The sequence below is a fragment of the Catellatospora sichuanensis genome (genome assembly GCF_007483665.1).
In the GTDB taxonomy this organism is placed as follows: Bacteria; Actinomycetota; Actinomycetes; order Mycobacteriales; family Micromonosporaceae; genus Catellatospora; species Catellatospora sichuanensis.
The window spans coordinates 1-17,077 of record NZ_VIQO01000043.1 but is presented as its reverse complement, the minus strand read 5'-3'; the positions used below and the strand labels follow the sequence as shown (position 1 = coordinate 17,077).

Genomic DNA, 17,077 nt, shown 5'->3' with positions numbered 1-17,077 from the left:
AGTCAGCCCTTGCGGCGGCTGACGACGTAGGCGAGCACGCCGACGGCGAGCATGCCCGCCCCGGCCAGCACGGTCGGCTCGGGCAGGGTCATCGCCAGCACGATGCAGCCGATCAGCCCGAGCGCCGCCACCGCGCGCAGGTGCTTCGGGCCGCCGAGCGTCCACGCGGCCGCATTGGTGATCGCGTAGTAGGTCAGCACCGCGACGCTGGAGAAGCCGATCGCGCCGCGCACGTCCGCGGCCAGCACCACCGCGATGACCACCGCGGCGACGGCCAGCTCCGCCAGCCACGGGGTCGCATACCTGGCGTGCACCGCGGACAGGCGTTTGGGCAGGTCGCTGTGCCGGGCCATGGCCAGGATCGTCCGGCCCACGCCGGCCAGCAGGCTGAGCAGCACCCCGCACACCGCGACGCCCGCACCGATCCGCACGACCGGGACCAGCCCGGGCGCTCCGGCCGCGGCCACCACGTCGGCCAGCGGCGCGGTGGACCTGGCCAGCGCGGGCATACCGAGCACGGACAGGCAGACCAGTGCGACGGCGAGATAGACGGCCAGCACCACACCCAGCGCCACCGGTACCGCCCGCGGGATGGTGCGGGCCGGGTCGCGGACCTCCTCGCCGAGCGTGGCAATCCGGGCGTACCCGGCGAACGCGAAGAACAGCAGCCCCGCCGCGCTGAACGGCCCCGCCGGACCGGCCGACCCGGCCTCCGGCGCCCCGCCGCCCCAGAACCCGACCGCCACCGCCGTGACCAGCACGAGCAGCGTGATCGCCACCAGGATTCGAGTGGCGACGGCAGTCTTGGTGACCCCTCGAATGTTGATCAGGGTCAGCACCACGACCGCGCCGACCGCAACCGGGCGGGCGTACGCGGGCCACAGGTAATACCCGATCGTCAGCGCCATCGCCGCGCAGCTGGCCGTCTTGCCGATGACGAACGCCCACCCCGCCAGGAACCCGGTGAACGCCCCGAGCTGCTCGCGCCCGTACACGTAGGTGCCGCCCGACTCCGGATACCGGGCCGCCAGCCGAGCCGATCCCGTCGCGTTGCAGGCCGCCACCACCGCCGCGATCAGCAGCGCCACCAGCAAGGCACCGCCGGTGCCCGCGGCGGCCGCCGCCGGCCCCCACACGACGAACACACCGGCGCCGAGCATCGCCCCCAGCCCGATGACGACGGCGTCACCGAACCCCAGCCGCCGCGCCAACGTCGAGATCACGCCCGCAGGCTAGCCCGCCCCCCTCGAAGAAAGGAAGGGCACCTTCGTTGGCCCGCGTCGGCGAGACGAGCAGAAGCTCAGCACGCTCTGCGTGAAGGAAGGGCACCTTCTTGACAGCGGATGAACGGAAGACGAGGTCACGTCGGGTCAGCGCGCGGGAGGCAGGATCGCGTCCCAGTCGATCCGGTGGATGATCCGGTCCAGGAGCAGGCCCAGGGCCAGCGCCGCCAGCCCGTCGGTGACCCAGTGGTGCGACAGGTACGTGGTCGTGCACAGGACGATCACCGGCGGTGCGACCCGCATCCAGCGCACCAGCGTCGGCGGCAGCCGCCAGAGCCGCGAGGCCAGGATGACGATCACGCCCCACCACACGATCGCGTTCACCACGTGCCCGGACGGGTACGAGTTCGAGTACACCACCGCCAGCGGGTTGAACAGCTCCACCGCGTTGGGCAGGGCGCTGCTCGGCGCGTCCCGGTGCGTCCACAGCTTCAGCGGCCCGATCGTCAGGTAGGTCAGCAGGAACCCGGTCACCCCCGGCAGCAGCACCCGCGGGTCCCGGGTGCGCACCAGCAGCGTCACCGTCAGCCCGCCCGTGATGATCCACATCACCAGCCAGCCCTGCCCGAGGTAGTTGAGCACCCGCGCGACCACGTGCGCCCAGCCCGGCTGGTGGCTCTGCACCCAGTCGCGTACGCCCAGGTCGAGCCCTTCCGTCACGCCGCGCGCCGCCGCCGCCGTGATCAGCACCAGCACCGCCACCAGGGCGACGTCCCACCACCAGCTGTCGAACCGGCTCAGCCGCCGCGTCGGAATCCGCACCGGCCCACTATGCCTGACCGGCCCCGCGAAACCGCAGGCCCGCACCAGCCCACCACACGATCTCCACCACACCGGCCCCCGAACCCGGCACCGTGCCACGCCGCCGCATCTGTGCCCAGACGACGACGCCGGCCTATCTCATCGAAGATCCCGCGATCGAATTCGATGTCATAGGCCGGCGTCCATGGCAACCCGAGGTGCGTCAGAGCAGCTCGGCGAGCTTCTTGCCGATCAGCTCCATGCGGACGCCGGAGTTGGGGCAGCCGCCGAAGTGGTGCAGCGCGATGACCTTGTCCGTACGCCGGGACAGCACCGGCGAGCCGGACGAGCCGCCCTCGGTGTCGCAGTAGTAGGAGATGTCGGTGTCCTTGGCGTACCCGTCGTAGCCGCTGTCCTCGACCGCGCAGTTGCCGGCCCGGTCGCGGTCGCTGCTGATCGCCACCATCGCCGGCGCGCCGGCCGGGTGCTGCGGGATGTACAGCTCCTCGCCCTTGGCCGGGCGGCGCAGGTCCAGCTCCAGGTAGCCGAACTTCTCCACCAGGTCGAAGTCGGTCACCGAGAACAGGCTGAAGTCGAGCGTGCGGTCCGTGGTGACCAGCTCGCTCAGCCACACCTTGGTCGGCCGGAACACGTCGTACCCGCCGCACTCGGCGCACTGGTAGTTGAACCACACCTCGACGTCGCTGGTCTCGCTCTTGTCGGCGACGCAGTGGTTGTTGGTGAGCAGCAGGTTGCGCGGCCCGACCCGCCAGGCGGTGCACAGCTCGACGCCGCCGATCAGCATCCGGGCCACGGCCTTGGCGCGCCGGTAGACCACCGGCTCGGTGGCCCGGTAGCAGACCGCATCGGCCTTCTGGTCGGAGCCGCATACGGTCTCCTCCCGGCCGGTGCGCGCCGCATCCCGCTTGGCCTGCTGGTACGACTCCGACGCGGCGGCCCGCTCGGGCTCGGTGTGCCCGCGGCTCACCTTGTCGATCACGACGCCGAGCCGCGCCACGGCCCCGCCCAGCCCGAGCAGGTCGAGGTTCGAGCTGTGCAGCTCGACCAACGCGGTGTCCCCGGTGACCGACATCGCCCAGCGGCCCGCGGTGCCGAGCACCGAGCCGACCGCGTCGCCGTCGATGCGGTGCACCTCGGCCCGCTTCGGGTCGCTGACCGTCAGGTAGTCGCCGGGCAGCAGCAGCAGCTGCGAGAAGTGCACCTTGACGTATTCGGCCCCGGGGTAGCGCAGGGTGGCGCTGCGGTCCGCGCCGAGGTAGCCGAGCACCGCGTGCGCGGCTTCGAGCCGACCCGCCTCGGCCCGGCCGGCCTGGCGTACCGTCGCGTCCGGACCCTTCGCCGCGACCGGCGCGGCGGCCTCGCCCGCGGCCGGCGATTCGGCGGTCTGTACTGCGGTGATCATCGACCTGGCAGCGTCCGACCCGGCGGCGGGCGGGGATCCTTCGCCGAGCACCGCGGCGCCCGCTGCCGTGGTGAGCGCCAACACGGCAGAGATTCCCATCACCAGCGCGACCGTACGGCGCATGCGACCAGCCTCCTGAACAACTCCGGACAAGCTCCCTACGTGCAACGACGCAGCGCTGTGGCGGGTGCCTCGGCCGAACAGAGGATTCGCGGCAGGTGTGGGCGAATCCGTAGGCTGTTCGCGTGCGGATCACCTCGGCTCTCGTCGACCCTGCCCTGATCGATTTACCCTGGTCCACTCCGCTGGAGGAGTGGCCGGCCGACCACCTGGTCGCGCTGCCCCAGGGCATCTCGCGGCACGTGGTCCGCTTCGTCAAACTCCAGGGCACCGTGTACGCGGTGAAGGAGACCCGCGAGAAGATCGCCGAGCGGGAGTACGACCTCCTCCGCGCGCTGGAGCGGATCAGCGCCCCGTCGGTCGAGGCGGTCGCGATCGTCGCCGACCGGATCGCCGCCGACGGCGAGCACCTGGAACCGGTGCTGGTCACCCGGCACCTCAAGTTCTCCCTGCCGTACCGGGCGCTGTTCTCGCACACGCTGCGCCCCGACACCATGAACCGGCTGCTGGACGCGCTCGCCGCGCTGCTGGTGCGCATGCACCTGCTGGGCTTCTTCTGGGGCGACTGCTCGCTGTCCAACACGCTGTTCCGCCGTGACGCGGGCGCGTTCGCCGCGTACCTGGTCGACGCCGAGACCGGCCAGCTGCACCTGCGGCTGTCGCCCGGCCAGCGCGGCGAGGACCTGGAGATCGCCCGGACCAACATCTTCGGCGAGGCGCTGGACCTGCAGGCCGCGGGCCTGCTGCACGAGGGCATCGACCCGGAGCACGTCTCCGACGAGGTGGTGCGCCGCTACGAGACGCTGTGGCACGAGCTGACCCACGAGCAGGCGGTCGAGACCGACACCCGCCGCCAGATGGACAAGCGCATCCGCCGCCTCAACGAGCTCGGCTTCGACGTCGAGGAGGTGTCGATGTCCGTCGTCGAGGAGGGCGGGCACCGCAGCATCATGCTGCGCCCGAAGGTCGTCGACGCCGGTCACCACACCCGCCGCCTGCTGCGCCTGACCGGTCTCGACGCCGAGGAGAACCAGGCCCGCGCGCTGCTCAACGACCTCGACGCGTACCGCGCCGAGTCCGAGGACCTGCCCGACGAGTCCCAGGCCGCGCACCGCTGGCTGGTCGAGGTGTTCGAGCCGGTGATCCGCGCGGTGCCGGCCCACCTGCGCGGCAAGCTGGAGCCGCCGGAACTGTTCGTGCAGATCATCGAGCACCGGTGGACGCTGAGCGAGAACGCGGGCCGCGACGTGGGCCTCGCGCCCGCGGTGCAGTCGTTCCTCAACGACGTGCTGGTGCACCGGCCGGACGAGCAGGCCGTGCTCGGGTACGACCCGGACGACGAGCCCGACCCCGACCTGATCCCCGACGACGACGTCGCCGAGGACGAGGACTTCGACACCGATCCCGCCGTCCGCTGACCTCGCTTTGCATAGACACTGGCCTATTACGTCGAGTTTGATCTAAAAATTCTCGATGTGATAGGCCAGCGTCTATTGAACACGGGTGGGTGACGGAGCTGGGCGATCAGCAAAACTGCAGGTAGCGTGGCCGCCCGGTCCGGACTCGCCGCTCTGCCGAACGGCGTGCCACCCCGCCGGGCCGTGCACAGCGAAAGGGTCGCGACGATGCGATCACCGACGCGCCTGGCCGCCCTCGCCAGGCTCTCCGCCGAGCGGGCCGGGCCCGACGGCCGGACACGCCGCCTGCCGCCCGCCGGCCGTCGGCGGCTGCCGGGCTGGCTGCGTTCGCTGCTGGTGCTCGGCGTCGGCATCGCCGCGGCGCTGACCGTCGCGACACCCGGCAACGCGCAGATCGGCCCGGACGCCGCCGCGACCCGGACGATCCAGGCGCTCGCCGTCGGCGACCTGTCCGCCGTTCCGGAAGACTTTCCCCAGGTCATGAACTACACACCGGGTACCGCGCGGCTGGCCGACGGCTCACTCCGGGTGATCAACCCGAACGGCTCGTGCTCGGTGCCGGGCGAGGGCCGCCCGTTCGATTTCGCGGTGGCCTGCCAGGCCCACGATTTCGGTTACGACATGCTGCGGTATGCGCAGCGCCGGGGTGCGCCCCTGGACCCGGCAGCCCGCGCCGACATCGACCTGCTGCTCGATCATGACCTGCGGCTGCAGTGCGCCGCCGATTCCACCCCGGCCAGCTGCGACGCGACCGTCGCCCTGTTCGCCGCGGGCGTGGGCTTCAATTCGTGGCGGCAGGTCTCCGGGCCGCCGGTCGACACGTCAGGGCTGCCGCGCACCGCCGGCCTGGTGCTGCTGGCCCTGGCCGGCGGCGGTTGCCTGGTCACGGCGCGGTCGCGCCTGCGCCCTGCGCGACCGGGTCGGCGTCGTCGTCTGCGCCCGTTCCGGCGACCTGGCGCATCAGCCGGCTGAGCCCGTCGCGGCTGGCCACCACGGTGATCCGGTCACGGGCCTGGAGCACCCGGTTGGGCGCCGGCCGCCACAGCGGGCGGGGCTCGCCGAACTCGGCCAGCGCGATCACGCGTACCGCCCCGGCGGTGTCCACCACGGCCACCCGCTGGCCGGCGAGCGGGGAGCCCGCGCCGACCACCACCTCCGCGACGAGCAGCACCCGTCGCTCGACCGAGATGGTGCCGATGACCTCGCGTTCCATCAGCGCCTCGGCGAAGGCCGGCGCGGCCAGGTAGGACACGCTCCGGGTGAACCGGATGCTGAACGTCTTGCGTACCCGCGCGGCCAGGTCTCCGTCGAACAGCCGGACCAGCACACGCAGCTTCGGCTGCAGGTTGCGGCCGTGCAGCGCCGCCTCCAGGTTGATGACGTCGTTACTGGCCAGCGTCATCAGCGCGCGGCAGGTCTGCACGTGGGCCGAGCGCAGCGTGCTTTCCCGGCTCGCGTCGCCGATGATCAGCGGCACGCCCAGCTCGCGGGCCAGCGGCACACCGCGCGCCTCCTCCTTGACGTCGATCGCGACCAGCGGGATGTCACGGTCGTGGAGCAGCCGCAGCACACGGGTGCCGACGTTGCCTAGGCCGACCAGCACGACGTGGCCCTCCTCGGGCAGCCGCAACCGCCCCTGCGCCACCGCGAGCCGGGCGTTGACCGCGCCCTCCACGACCATGGCGGTGATCAGCGGCACCAGGGCCAGCCCGGCCAGCGCGACGAGCAGTTGCAGCACCTGCTGCCAGCCGGGGATGTCGGCGTCGAGCTGCGGTCCGCCGAGCGCGTTGACCAGCGTGACGTAGACGCCGTCCCAGAAGGAGGCGACCTCCGGCCGGGTGCGCGCGAACGCGAAGCCCGCGCCGATCAGGATCAGCAGCACGATCACGACCGCGATGCGGAACTGGCGCGAGATCAGTGTCTTCGCGGTGTCCACGACCGCGGGCAGCCGCCAGCGGCGCGCGTTGCGGCGCACGGTGCGGGCGACGGTGGTCACCGTGTCGGCGACGCTGTCGGCCACCCCGCTGCTCACCCGCGCCTCGGCCAGCACCAGGTCGGCGCGTCCCGGATCGGCGGGCAGCAGGTCCGGCGCGGTGCCGCCGGTGGTGGTGTCCACCAGTCCGCAGACCACGTCGTCGGGGGCCACGTCCGAGCGCCGGGCGACCACGAGGGTACGGCCGCCGACGGGCAGCGGCACCGCGTTGACCTCGTCGAGGGCCAGCGCGACCAGGGCCGGTGACGCGATCTCGGCGTCGGACAGCACCCGAGCGTTGCCGAGCAGCTCCTCTATGCCGCGGCCCAGGTGGGAGTTGTACATCCGGACCACCAACCGCAGCCCCGGCACCAGGTCGCGGGCCTGCAGCGCGACGTGGATGTTGCCGACGTCGTCCTGGACCGTGAGCGCCAGCCCGATCGCGGTGGCGACATCAGCCTTGACCAGGGCGCGTTCGTCGACGCGGTCGACCACCACCACGCGGACCCGCGGCAGCTCGCTGAAGTCGCGGGCGTCGCGCCGCTGATCGGGGGTCATCAACACCACCACGTCCACGCCGTAGCGCGTGGTCAGCTGCTCGGCCAGGCGGTATGCCAGGCCGTCGGAGCCGTTGACGACGAAGTGGTTGTTGCGGGCCCGACGGAGGTTGGCCACGACCGAAGAGGGGGTGAGCACGCCCGGATGCTATCGACCACGCACCACCCGTACCACCCCTGAGGGATCGCCAGACATGCCTTTCCCGCGACGATATGCCCCTTTTGGTCGTTGCTTCTTCAGACGAGTGCACCAAGCAGCACCCTGCGTTTCGGGGTGCACCGGTCAGCAATCGAATGGATGGACATGAACAAGTGGTTCTACCGTGCCGTCGGCGCCGTGGGCGTGGCGGGCGGCGTCATGCTTCTCGGCAATGGCGTTGCGCACGCTGAAACGGTCACCGAGGCCCAGCCGACCGCCGATCTTCAGGCCATGCGAGGGCTGGTGGCCGACCTCTTCTCTCCGACGGGCGGCCTGCACGACCTCGGCCTGTCGATCGACATGCCCGACACGAGGCTGAACGCAGGGCTGCGCGCGGACGGCCCGCTCTCGATCACGCGCGGCACCGGCGACCTCGGGGTCACCGCATACGCGCCCGGGGTGCAGGACATCTCGCTCACCGGCAAGGTGCCGGACCTGACCCGCGCGCTGCCTAGCACCGACCTGCTCAACAGCACGACCGGCCTACTCAACGGCTCCACCAAGGAGGAGGGGCTGCCGGGTCTGGACAGCGTCACCGGCATGCTCTCCGGCGGACCGCTCGGCGGCCTGCTCGGTGCTCAGCCCGGCGGAAGCCCGCTCGGCGGGCTGTCCAACGGACCGCTCGGCGGCCTCACCAGCGGCCTCATGGGCGGCGCCGACGGCGGCGGCACCCTGGGCGGGCTCACCGGCGGACTGCTCGGCGGGGACAGCAGCCCGCTGGGCGGGCTGACCGGCGGTGGCGGCCCGCTCGGCGGCCTCACCGGCGGCCTGGGCGACCTGACCGGCGGGCTCAGCGGCGGCCTCACCGGCAGCAGCCGGGCCGCCGACCCGCTCGCAGGCCTCACCGGCGGGCTCACCGGCGGCGACGCCCTGAGCGGCCTGACCGGCGACCTCACCGGCGAGCGCAACGACCTGGCTGGGCTGCAGCCCACGCCGGCGCCCGCACCGGCCGCCCCCGACGGCGACATCACCCAGGACACCTTCGGCGACTGGGTCGATGAAGCGCCCACCGGCATGCCGTCCGGCATGCTGATGCGCCAGAACGTCGTCGACCCGTTGCTCGACACCGACGCGCTCGACCCGTCCGACAGCCAGGGCATCACACTCGACCCGGCGCTGTCCCAGCAGGTCGCCGACGCGACCTCGCAGATCGTGCCGGCGCTCATCGCCGACGCGATGGGTCAGAAGGACGTCGGCGACGACCTGCTCGCGACCGAGGGACTGCCCACAGCCGAGGGTCTGCCGTTCGTCGACAAGCTGCCGATCCTCGACGGCGTGCTGGGCAACGGCGGTCCGCTGGACAGCGTCCTGGTCGTCGGCGACATCGCCAAGCAGCTGCCCGGCGTACGCGACCTGGCCAACGGCAAGCTGAGCCTGGACACCGTCACCAAGCTCCCGGTCGTCGGCGGCATGCTCACCGGCGGCATCGTGCAGGGCGGCAAGCCCGGCACCTCGCTGCCCGTGGTCGGCTCGCTGCCGATCGTCGGCGACGCGCTGGGCAAGCTCACCGGCGGGCTGTCCGGCGCCAGCCCGGGCCGCGGCGCGAACCTGCTGAACTCCGAGCCCCGCCTCGACACGCAGCTGCCGGTGGGCCAGCAGCTCGTCGCGCCGACCACGCTGGCTCAGCCCCAGCACGTCGGCCGGCACCGGGCCACCGAGCGCCCGATCGCCGGCGAGGACGCGGAGTACGCGGAGTCGGCGACCACCGAGGCGGGCCTGCCCGGCCTCGGCGAGCTGCCGCTGCTGGGCGGGCTCACCGGCGGCCTGACCGGCGGTGCCGACGGTGCCGGCGGACTCAGCGGCCTGCCGCTCGGCAGCCTGCTGGGCCAGCTGCCGCTCGTCAACGACCTGCCGATCCTGGGCAACATGACCACCTCCATGGAGGTGCTCCGCGCGCTGCCGCTGGTCGGCACCGCCGCGGGCCTGCTGCCGCTGGAGAGCGACACGCTCGTCTGACAGGTGTACGGGCGAAGGGGCGGATGCGACACGCATCCGCCCCTTCCCACGTCGACCGCCACTCTCCCGCCGGTCACGGCGCCTTCGGCAGCACCGAACCCACCCCAGGCACGTCCTTCGCGACCGCGACGACCTTGCCGACCGTTCCTCGACGCATGACCGCCCCGCCGGCACGACTGTCCGAGCGGCCCGAGCCCAACCAGCCCACGCCACGACGACCCGGATGAGCGGAGCGCGCATTCGCCGTCAGTGCAGCACGAGGGTCACGCGAGCGCCGGACTCGTCGTGCTCCAGAGTGACCTCTCCGGTGAGCCCGGCGAGCTGTCCGGTCCCCGAGCCGGGCACGATGTGCCCGAAGGTGTGGGCAGCCGCGCCGTCGTCGAGCCCCCAGTGCTGGAAGACCACCGTGCCCGCCCGGCCCTCGATGGTTCCGGAGAAGCGCTCGGAGGCGACGTAGCCCCGGCCGTCCGGGCCGGCTGCGGTGAGCACTTCGGCGACGCTGGCGCCGTCGACCACCCCGCGGAAGTTCTTGCGGACGGTGACCCGCGCGAGGGCCGGGCCGTCGCCGGGTTCGTCGTAGACACTCGGGTCCCAGCCGGTGACCTCGAACTCTGCGATGAGCGTCCGTGCGGCGGTCGGAGCTGAGCTGTTCGGATCCGTCATACCCGAAACCGTATTTCCGGTCGCCGGCGCGGTCTTGAAGATTTGCGACAGGCGTCGGCGGGAGCTGTGTCGTTGGAGCCGACCAGGGGACTTGAACCCCTAACCTTCCGATTAGCCGCGAGAAGGTTGATGGCGGTTGGCCACGAGGTCAGGCGCGCGCTCCCGGCTGACGCAGGGCAACTGCGGTCACTGGCGTTGCTGTACATCGCTGCTGTACACAGCAGACCCGCCAAGTCGGTCGAGGCAGGTAGGATATGCGGCAAAGAGTGAGCCAAGCCTTTGTCAGCAAGTGCTGCGGGTGTTTGTCCTTCGTTGCCGCATGGCAGGAAGCACAAACACCCGCTCCTCGCTTGTTGACCCAGCTAGCTAGTCCGCTACCGACGACGCTTAGTCTTGCTAGCCTTGCGCTTCTGCGTGGCCCGCCGCGGAGCCTGGCTGATGCCGAGTTCGTAGTACGACGAGTCCAGGTTCTCGCCCAGGTCGACCTTGCGGCCGCGAGGCCGCAGGAAGCCAAAAGCAACTGCTGCGGACAAGATGCCAGAGCCCAGGGCGCAGATCGCGACGAGGTTGCCGTCCGCTTGAGCCCAGTTGCAGATCCAGCCGACTGCACCCATAGTCGCGATCACGGCGAGGGTGCGGACGAAGAAGCCCCAGCTGGCAGCGGTGTGCGATTCGCTGTCCTTCATGCCGAGGCTGACACGCGGCGGCCACAGGGTGACCCGGAACTGCGCGGTGATGCCGCGCCCCTTGCCCCGCGCGCTCGGGGTGCCCTCGAGGGGGCTGGCCGTTAGGTCTACCTCGACCGGGCCAGTTTGGCGTGCCTTAGCCATGCAGATCCACTTCTGCTACGCGAACACCGCATCATGCGCGCCCGCACCTACATGGTGGGTCTGATGCTCCGGGAGGTGGTCCGGGTGAGAGTGATCAGCCCGCCGACAGCGTACAGGAGCGGACCGGGAAACAGTCACACTGGGTTCATCACAAGTACGCATGCAGCACAACACGTAATCAGCGGGTATCTCATACATGACGCACAACCGAGCGTGCCCCGAGTTACTAACCGGTCGTTGCAACAGTAGTATGGAAGAAGAAACAACAAAACGGACATAGCGGGCGTCAATCAACCGATCGGTTGGGGTGACGCGGTCCACAAGGGGTCGACGTGAGAAAAAAAACTGCCTATCGTTCACGTACGCGGAACTGGCGTACTCTAAATATGCATGCAATGTCATGACGCGAGACTGGGTCGACTATGTCGTCGGACCGAGCGATGAGTTCCAGGAAGCACGGCTCGCGCGAGTACGTAAGACCAACGCTCCGCATGACTGCGACACAGAGGGGAGCTGAACATGAGATCCGGAGGCGTGCTAAGCCCCGCGGGTACAGACGATCTCTCAAACGACGCGAAGCCGGGCAGGGGCGGCGCGTCCAGACAGAGCCCCCCGCCAGCAACAGCGGATCGCCGGAACCCCGACGATGATCCACCAGCAGGCGGTGGGGGCGGGAATCAGCTTGTACGGGTGACCGTCAACCTCACACCACGCGCCTACGGAGCTCTTGAGCGCTCAACAGAGCTGACTGGCGACAACCGCACGGACGTGATCAATAGGGCGCTCCTTGTCTACAGTCTCATTAATGAGCTCGTAGAACAAGGCGGGGGAAGCCTGACAGTGGTCAACAAAGACGGGGAGCGCGAGCGAATTCACATCGTCTGACCGTACGTAGCTAGGTTTACATGAACTACTGCCGGGCGCCAGAACTCCCCGGCAGTAGTTCATGTAAAAACCTGATGTCAATATTTAGCTCCAAATTAGACTGTCGCATATCTGTCACAGTTTCAAAACTGCGTAACCGCGTGCCGCAATCGCTGTTGAGTACGCGACGTCAGAGACTGGAGACATTATGGACAGCAACGACGAGCCGCTCGCCCGAATATGGCAGGAGAGCAAGGCTCTTCAACGCGGACACTTGCTGCAAGCCTGCGTGCAGGTCTGGCAGAAAAACAGCCCAAACAAGCCCACATCACACCGCGAGGTCACCTCGCTCGATGCGCAGTATGCGTTCCTTCTGGAGGCCGCTCGGAACAACGCGGATATTCCAGCAGGGCGCCTGCTAGGTCTACCTGACTTAGGCCCAGATGACTGCTGGGTGGACGTCGCCGGCGCAGCGGCAATTGCAGGCGTTAAGCCCAAGACGGTGACAGGTTGGCTTTCTCGAGGCAAACCCGCCAACGTTCCTTTCCCCTCAGCCACTCTGATATTGAACCGGCTGTACTGGAGCCGGACCTCCATCGAAGCGTGGTGTACCGCGTACGGTCCAATTTGCACCACTTCCGGTCCACTCAAGGGCCGGCAGGTAGCTCCGATCGGCCCATGAGACGATGGATTCCCCGTTCTCGCTGTCTGCTCCATGCGAGGTGACACGTGGCACCCAGCAATGAAGATTCTTGGCTTGGGGCAACAGAGGATTGGCCCGATCATGATAAGCCATGGTTCAGGGAAGCCCTCAGGATGGCTCGCCGTGCCGGATGGTTTTGCCTGCCCTTCAGCGGGCATAGCGCGTTAAAAGTCTCGTGCTCCCACCCGGCAAAGCAAGATCGACCCTGCTCAATGATCATTTTTTCGTCTGGTGTCGGTGGCGAGAGCGTCGCTCGCGAGCTTTCGAAGAAAATTCGCAATTGCCAACACGGCGACCGAAGGAGCTCAATCGTCGAAGCAGAGCTCCTTCTCGGCAAGGCCGAAAATTTAGCCGAAGCCGCACACAGACTGATAGACCGCGACGTATCGTTTGGGCGCGCTGATGCAGCTTACGCGCGTGCAGAGGAGCTGATCGAGTGCCTCTCCGAGTGCACCGACGAGATCAATCACCTCTTTGCCGAAGCCGATGGCTTTGAGCTTGACGCCAAGTCGGCCGCCGAGGCCGCGCAAACCCTTTTGGGTGACGAAGTCGTCGATCTGACTTCGCCGGCGTCAGACGATGTCGTCACGCGGGTCGAGGACACGGTGCAGTCTGCCCGAACGGAGATCAGGAAGATAGGCCAGGCGGCCCCCCGCCGAACGCTCAAAGCACACTTGGACGGTTTGGTGGCGCGACTGGTCGCGCTTCGTAGTCGTTTGACCGAAGGCAAGCAATGAATCAACACGTAAAGTAACCTGTTGGCAGATGCCAACACCGCGTTCTATGCTAAATCCTCAGATGCGAGGTGGTGAGAGCCGTGTACCGCATCCCGTTACAAGTGATCGACGTCGATCTTAGCGACGACACGACCATCGGCGTGATCGGGCTGCACCTCAGCGACCTGGTCTGGACCGAAGTCGGTGGGCGGGTACTTGCTGTCATCTACTCAGACGTGACAGATCCGATCGGTCTGGCCGTGGAGACCGCACGGCGCATCGAGAATCATCTTGGTGCCCGAGTTCGAGAGGTCGATCAAGATCTAGTCAACACGTCTGACATCGCCCAACGGTTCGGCGTAAAGCGAGAAACCGTCCGAACCTGGGTAGAGGGCACACGAGGGCCTGGGCACTTCCCGGCTAGCGTCGGGAGTCCAGGAGTTGGCGATCGATCTCGACGTATATGGCGTTGGGCGGATGTTTACGAGTGGCTGCACAGCTACTACAAGTTTGAGGAGGAGGAACGAGTCCTAAGCCGGCACCAAACTGTCGCACTGAACGCAGCGCTGCAGCGTATTCATGAACACCTCGATACCGAATGGCAGCTTCTCGGCAGCCCGATCGAGAACCATGTCAGCTTCAGCCAATCGACTGAGACAGCAAGAGTGCCGCTGAACGATTCGCTACCTCGGCACGTCAGATGGAAGCTCGTTGGCGATATTCATGGCCGCCCAGCGCGCAGTAACCACGACGTGCTCTTGCCACTACGAGTGTTGCTGGGCGAGGCAACGCGCGCGGCAAGCGCACTTATCGATAATCACGCGACGTTTGAGCGCGGGGAAGTAGCGAATGGGTAGCGGATCGGCTGACACGCTCGACCAGGAACCGACGGGCGAGAACGAAGCTGGCGTCGAGGAGGTGCTTGCGGATTTTGTTCGCAAGACAGACCTCATTGGCGTACGCTTCTTACGAATAAACGGCGAAGTTCTAGAAGAAGATTTGCGGGACGTCAGCAATCTCAATATGCGAGTTGTCCCTACAGTGCGTTTGAGGCCGGGTGGAACTTTTGACTGCCGTTACGACCTCACCGCGCAAGTGCTCGACTCTGACAACGAGACTCTAGCAAATCTTGAGGTTTCCTTAGTCGCATCCTTCGTCTGTGACGATGCTGACGGGACCCCCACTAAGACGGTTGAGCTGTTCATTGAGCAGGTCGGCTACTTCGTTGTCTTCCCTTACGTACGTGAGGCACTTCAGTCAGTTACATCACGACTGGCATTGGGCTCGATTACCTTGGGCCTGCTACAACAGGGCGAGAGTTCGCCGATGACAGCTACATTTACAGCAGGGCTTGGCACGCTGCGTTCACGGTAGTAGAAACGCCTACGAATGCATATGCGAAAGCTAGTGCAGGTAGAAACATGGCTTCGACCATAAGAATGGTCGGGGCCATGATTCCTTTCGGAGCTGGACGGGTCCGGCACTAGTTGACCTCGGCCGGTGCTGTTGCACTTCACTGCCGGCTCAGCCGGAAACCCGGCACCGGTACGTATCCTAGAAGCGTGTGTCGCGAGATCGGCAAGGCCCTGTTGCGCCTAGCTCCCCGATGCTCCTATGGAAACAAGTCGGCGCGTGTGCGGGTGAGGGCATCACATCGACACACGCGCCGTCTCCGCAGATCGCTCAGGTCACCCGGTTAGTCGTTGCCGTAGTCCGGCCCGTCATACATGCCGGCGTACCTGTCCTCCAGCGTCTCCTCCTCCGCGCGGGTGTACTGCTGCGGAAGCCCTGCCGCGCTGATCTCAGCAGTGTTGTTGAGCCGGAGACCGCAAACGGCACAGGACATCTCTGAAGCCACGTACACAACGTCGCGGAAGATCGACTCTTCCTCGATGCGCTCACTTGTGGTCCTCACCAGCGTTAGACGGATCGCCACTTTTTCACCGCACGCTGGACAGATGTCGATCTCTGGTTCGGTGCCGCTCTCCTCCCGGATCTTGTGCCACGCCAAACCCGCTTCGTGAGTTGGATGATCACCCAGATCGAACAGTGGCGTGAGCATGCCAGAGGGATCCGGGATATTGCGGCGTCGAGCCTTGATTTCTTCAGGCCTGAGTTGGCCGTAAAGGTTCTCGCAGGCATCCATTCTTCTCTTGACCTCCGCCTTGACCTTCTGGTTCTCTGCGTTGACGAGAGCGCGACCATGGGCCACCAGATCGCGGCCGAGAAGGTCTTCGGGCTTGATCCCGAGATGGGTACAGAGCGAGTCGACGACTTGCATGAACCGCGGTAGCCAGAAAGAAAGATCCACGCCCACTGCAACGGAACTGCTGTGTAGCTCCTTGTTGCGCAGGTTGGTTAGGATCGCCACATCCTTTTCTCTTTCCGGAGTGAACGTGCTAACGATTCTCGTAAGGCGCGATACGACGGTCTTAGTCTGGATCGATTTCGGTTCGGCACCCTCCGAACCGGGGTACCCGGCTGCGTGCATGACTGCGTCCGGCTCGGCTAACAGGGCGGGATGGATCTTCGCCAGCGGGGCGCGGAGCAGGAACTCAAGTCCCAGAAGCAGCCAGATCGCTATGACCTCGTTCTCGGCCTTCGGGTGTTCTCTGGCGCGTTCAAAGTAGACCTGTGCCTTACCGACAAACTCGTCGTAATCCCACATCAGCGATCCCATGCGTAGGTGCGCTCCAACAAGCGCTTGGTCTGTCCGTGAACGGCGGGGCGGCGGTGCATGATCCGGAAGTTGTCGACGACGAGAAGCCGGCCAGGCTGCCACTCAACACGAGCAGTCGGCACATGGCCTTCTACCTCGTCGACGGTGAGGCCGGTGCGAGGGGTGCAGATGCGGGGATCCCACCGCAGCCGTAGCCTCCCGTCGCCGAGAGGTACGACGGCGGGGAGGTAGCTTACGCGGCCCGCTCGGTCCACAGCCCGTAGCGTGGTTCGCCGCAGGCCAGCCAGTGTGTCGGGGACCGGGGCAAGCAGCTCGGTCCACGTCGGGTCCGACAGCTCGATCGTCTGAAGGAGCATCCACCGCGGCGGGTTCGACGAGATCGCTCCGTCGGTGTGCCAGGGGAATGCCCCGAGTCCGTAAACGCCCGACAGGCTCCACGGCCGGGCATCGTCAGTGTCCTTGGGCTCAAGTCGCATCGGCGGCGAGACCTGGCCGAGCTTCGATGCGACATCATGCGCGGCAATGTGGTCGAGTACTGCCCAGCCGTGCGCCTCAAGCTCGTCGCGCCAACTCATCATCGGTGACCTCCCTGCGCCAGCAGACTTTACGGCGCTGACCAGGGCGTCCGGCAGCACCCATACGACTGAGGCTGAGCAGCAAACGTGCGGTTAGTGCAGGCCAGGCGTCAGGACTTATTGGGAGAAAGCACCATTCCTGCCTGGCCAGCGCCGACCCGGATCGCACACAGATCACACGCAAGATCTCATATCAAGACGACACTTACATCAGCGCGGGAAACCTCGTTCGGAACACGCGTCGCACAGGGGTGTTGCGCGGCGTTCGCGGTGAGCATGTAGGCGTCGTTGCTGGTGAGCTTGTAGCGGCATGGTGAAGCCCTGTCCGCCGGAGGCGGGCAGGGCTTGGTGTTCATGGTGTCGTGGTGGTGTTCACT

The 17,077-nt window shown here is 67.4% G+C and carries 16 protein-coding genes and 1 pseudogene; 8 read left to right on the top strand and 9 right to left on the bottom strand.

Annotated elements, in window-relative coordinates; all coding sequences use genetic code 11:
• Positions 1-2 precede the first annotated feature (2 nt).
• From FLL47_RS39285 to FLL47_RS39275, 3 genes are all read right to left on the bottom strand, one after another.
• Positions 3-1,220 carry an APC family permease gene (locus FLL47_RS39285; protein WP_144127842.1) on the bottom strand — a complete coding sequence of 406 codons (1,218 nt, stop codon included), beginning with the start codon at positions 1,218-1,220 and terminating at the stop codon, positions 3-5.
• A 150-nt stretch (positions 1,221-1,370) separates the two neighbouring features.
• The gene (locus FLL47_RS39280; protein ID WP_144127768.1) at positions 1,371-2,045 is read right to left on the bottom strand and encodes a phosphatase PAP2 family protein; all 675 of its coding nucleotides are present in this window, start codon (positions 2,043-2,045) and stop codon (positions 1,371-1,373) included.
• Between the two features lie 202 nt (positions 2,046-2,247).
• Complete coding sequence (locus FLL47_RS39275) at positions 2,248-3,570, bottom strand: trypsin-like serine peptidase (protein WP_144127767.1); 1,323 nt, start codon at positions 3,568-3,570, stop codon at positions 2,248-2,250.
• A 122-nt stretch (positions 3,571-3,692) separates the two neighbouring features.
• Between FLL47_RS39275 and FLL47_RS39270 the strand changes: the two are divergent.
• Together FLL47_RS39270 and FLL47_RS39265 are read left to right on the top strand one after the other, a co-directional pair.
• Positions 3,693-4,898: pseudogene (locus FLL47_RS39270) on the top strand (DUF4032 domain-containing protein); the annotation flags it as partial.
• 294 nt (positions 4,899-5,192) lie between these two features.
• A complete protein-coding gene (locus tag FLL47_RS39265; protein WP_144127765.1) occupies positions 5,193-5,957 on the top strand; it encodes a phospholipase A2 in 765 nt (254 codons plus the stop codon).
• Here the strand turns inward: FLL47_RS39265 and FLL47_RS39260 are convergent.
• Entirely contained in the window at positions 5,869-7,653 is a 1,785-nt protein-coding gene (locus FLL47_RS39260) for a potassium channel family protein (protein ID WP_144127764.1), read from the bottom strand. The two genes, FLL47_RS39265 and FLL47_RS39260, sit on opposite strands and share 89 nt — an antisense overlap.
• Before the next feature lie 165 nt (positions 7,654-7,818).
• Between FLL47_RS39260 and FLL47_RS43450 the strand changes: the two genes are divergently transcribed.
• Entirely contained in the window at positions 7,819-9,669 is a 1,851-nt protein-coding gene (locus tag FLL47_RS43450) for a hypothetical protein (RefSeq protein WP_186316195.1), read from the top strand.
• Between the two features lie 246 nt (positions 9,670-9,915).
• On the opposite strand, the gene FLL47_RS39250 is transcribed toward FLL47_RS43450, so the two are convergent.
• Positions 9,916-10,332, bottom strand: coding sequence for a DUF3224 domain-containing protein (locus FLL47_RS39250; RefSeq protein WP_144127763.1), 417 nt, complete (start codon positions 10,330-10,332; stop codon positions 9,916-9,918).
• Positions 10,333-10,706: 374 nt separating this feature from the next.
• On the bottom strand, positions 10,707-11,162 hold the full coding sequence (locus tag FLL47_RS39245) for a hypothetical protein (protein ID WP_144127762.1): 456 nt from the start codon (positions 11,160-11,162) through the stop codon (positions 10,707-10,709).
• Between the two features lie 690 nt (positions 11,163-11,852).
• On the opposite strand from FLL47_RS39245, the gene FLL47_RS39240 reads away from it, so the two are divergent.
• From FLL47_RS39240 to FLL47_RS39220, 5 genes are all read left to right on the top strand, one after another.
• Positions 11,853-12,047, top strand: coding sequence for a hypothetical protein (locus FLL47_RS39240; RefSeq protein ID WP_144127761.1), 195 nt, complete (start codon positions 11,853-11,855; stop codon positions 12,045-12,047).
• A gap of 187 nt (positions 12,048-12,234) precedes the next feature.
• Positions 12,235-12,708 (top strand): hypothetical protein, encoded by a 474-nt coding sequence (locus FLL47_RS39235; protein WP_144127760.1) that lies wholly within the window; start codon positions 12,235-12,237, stop codon positions 12,706-12,708.
• Positions 12,709-12,941: 233 nt separating this feature from the next.
• Positions 12,942-13,466, top strand: a complete 525-nt coding sequence (locus tag FLL47_RS39230; RefSeq protein ID WP_144127759.1) for a hypothetical protein — start codon at positions 12,942-12,944, stop codon at positions 13,464-13,466.
• 80 nt (positions 13,467-13,546) lie between these two features.
• Positions 13,547-14,302, top strand: a complete 756-nt coding sequence (locus FLL47_RS39225) for a hypothetical protein (protein ID WP_144127758.1) — start codon at positions 13,547-13,549, stop codon at positions 14,300-14,302.
• Positions 14,295-14,819 carry a hypothetical protein gene (locus FLL47_RS39220; protein WP_144127757.1) on the top strand — a complete coding sequence of 175 codons (525 nt, stop codon included), beginning with the start codon at positions 14,295-14,297 and terminating at the stop codon, positions 14,817-14,819. The genes FLL47_RS39225 and FLL47_RS39220 overlap by 8 nt, the downstream gene beginning before the upstream one ends.
• A gap of 322 nt (positions 14,820-15,141) precedes the next feature.
• Here FLL47_RS39220 and FLL47_RS39215 read toward each other — a convergent pair whose 3' ends face one another.
• From FLL47_RS39215 to FLL47_RS43795, 3 genes are all read right to left on the bottom strand, one after another.
• Complete coding sequence (locus FLL47_RS39215) at positions 15,142-16,113, bottom strand: DUF3811 domain-containing protein (protein ID WP_144127756.1); 972 nt, start codon at positions 16,111-16,113, stop codon at positions 15,142-15,144.
• The gene (locus FLL47_RS39210) at positions 16,113-16,703 is read right to left on the bottom strand and encodes a TauD/TfdA family dioxygenase (RefSeq protein ID WP_144127755.1); all 591 of its coding nucleotides are present in this window, start codon (positions 16,701-16,703) and stop codon (positions 16,113-16,115) included. The genes FLL47_RS39215 and FLL47_RS39210 overlap by 1 nt, the downstream gene beginning before the upstream one ends.
• Positions 16,704-16,888: 185 nt before the next feature.
• The coding region (locus tag FLL47_RS43795; protein WP_222106409.1) for a hypothetical protein at positions 16,889-17,077 on the bottom strand (189 nt) is incomplete at its 5' end.

What these genes read in the sequence shown, in the direction of transcription:
- FLL47_RS43450 (WP_186316195.1), top strand. Translation starts at nt 7,819, where the DNA reads ATGAACAAGTGGTTCTACCGTGCCGTCGGCGCCGTGGGCGTGGCGGGC.
- FLL47_RS39265 (WP_144127765.1), top strand. Translation starts at nt 5,193, where the DNA reads ATGCGATCACCGACGCGCCTGGCCGCCCTCGCCAGGCTCTCCGCCGAG.
- FLL47_RS39275 (WP_144127767.1), bottom strand. Translation starts at nt 3,570, where the DNA reads ATGCGCCGTACGGTCGCGCTGGTGATGGGAATCTCTGCCGTGTTGGCG.
- FLL47_RS39210 (WP_144127755.1), bottom strand. Translation starts at nt 16,703, where the DNA reads ATGATGAGTTGGCGCGACGAGCTTGAGGCGCACGGCTGGGCAGTACTC.
- FLL47_RS39220 (WP_144127757.1), top strand. Translation starts at nt 14,295, where the DNA reads ATGGGTAGCGGATCGGCTGACACGCTCGACCAGGAACCGACGGGCGAG.
- FLL47_RS39230 (WP_144127759.1), top strand. Translation starts at nt 12,942, where the DNA reads ATGATCATTTTTTCGTCTGGTGTCGGTGGCGAGAGCGTCGCTCGCGAG.
- FLL47_RS39250 (WP_144127763.1), bottom strand. Translation starts at nt 10,332, where the DNA reads ATGACGGATCCGAACAGCTCAGCTCCGACCGCCGCACGGACGCTCATC.
- FLL47_RS39235 (WP_144127760.1), top strand. Translation starts at nt 12,235, where the DNA reads ATGGACAGCAACGACGAGCCGCTCGCCCGAATATGGCAGGAGAGCAAG.
- FLL47_RS39215 (WP_144127756.1), bottom strand. Translation starts at nt 16,113, where the DNA reads ATGTGGGATTACGACGAGTTTGTCGGTAAGGCACAGGTCTACTTTGAA.
- FLL47_RS39245 (WP_144127762.1), bottom strand. Translation starts at nt 11,162, where the DNA reads ATGGCTAAGGCACGCCAAACTGGCCCGGTCGAGGTAGACCTAACGGCC.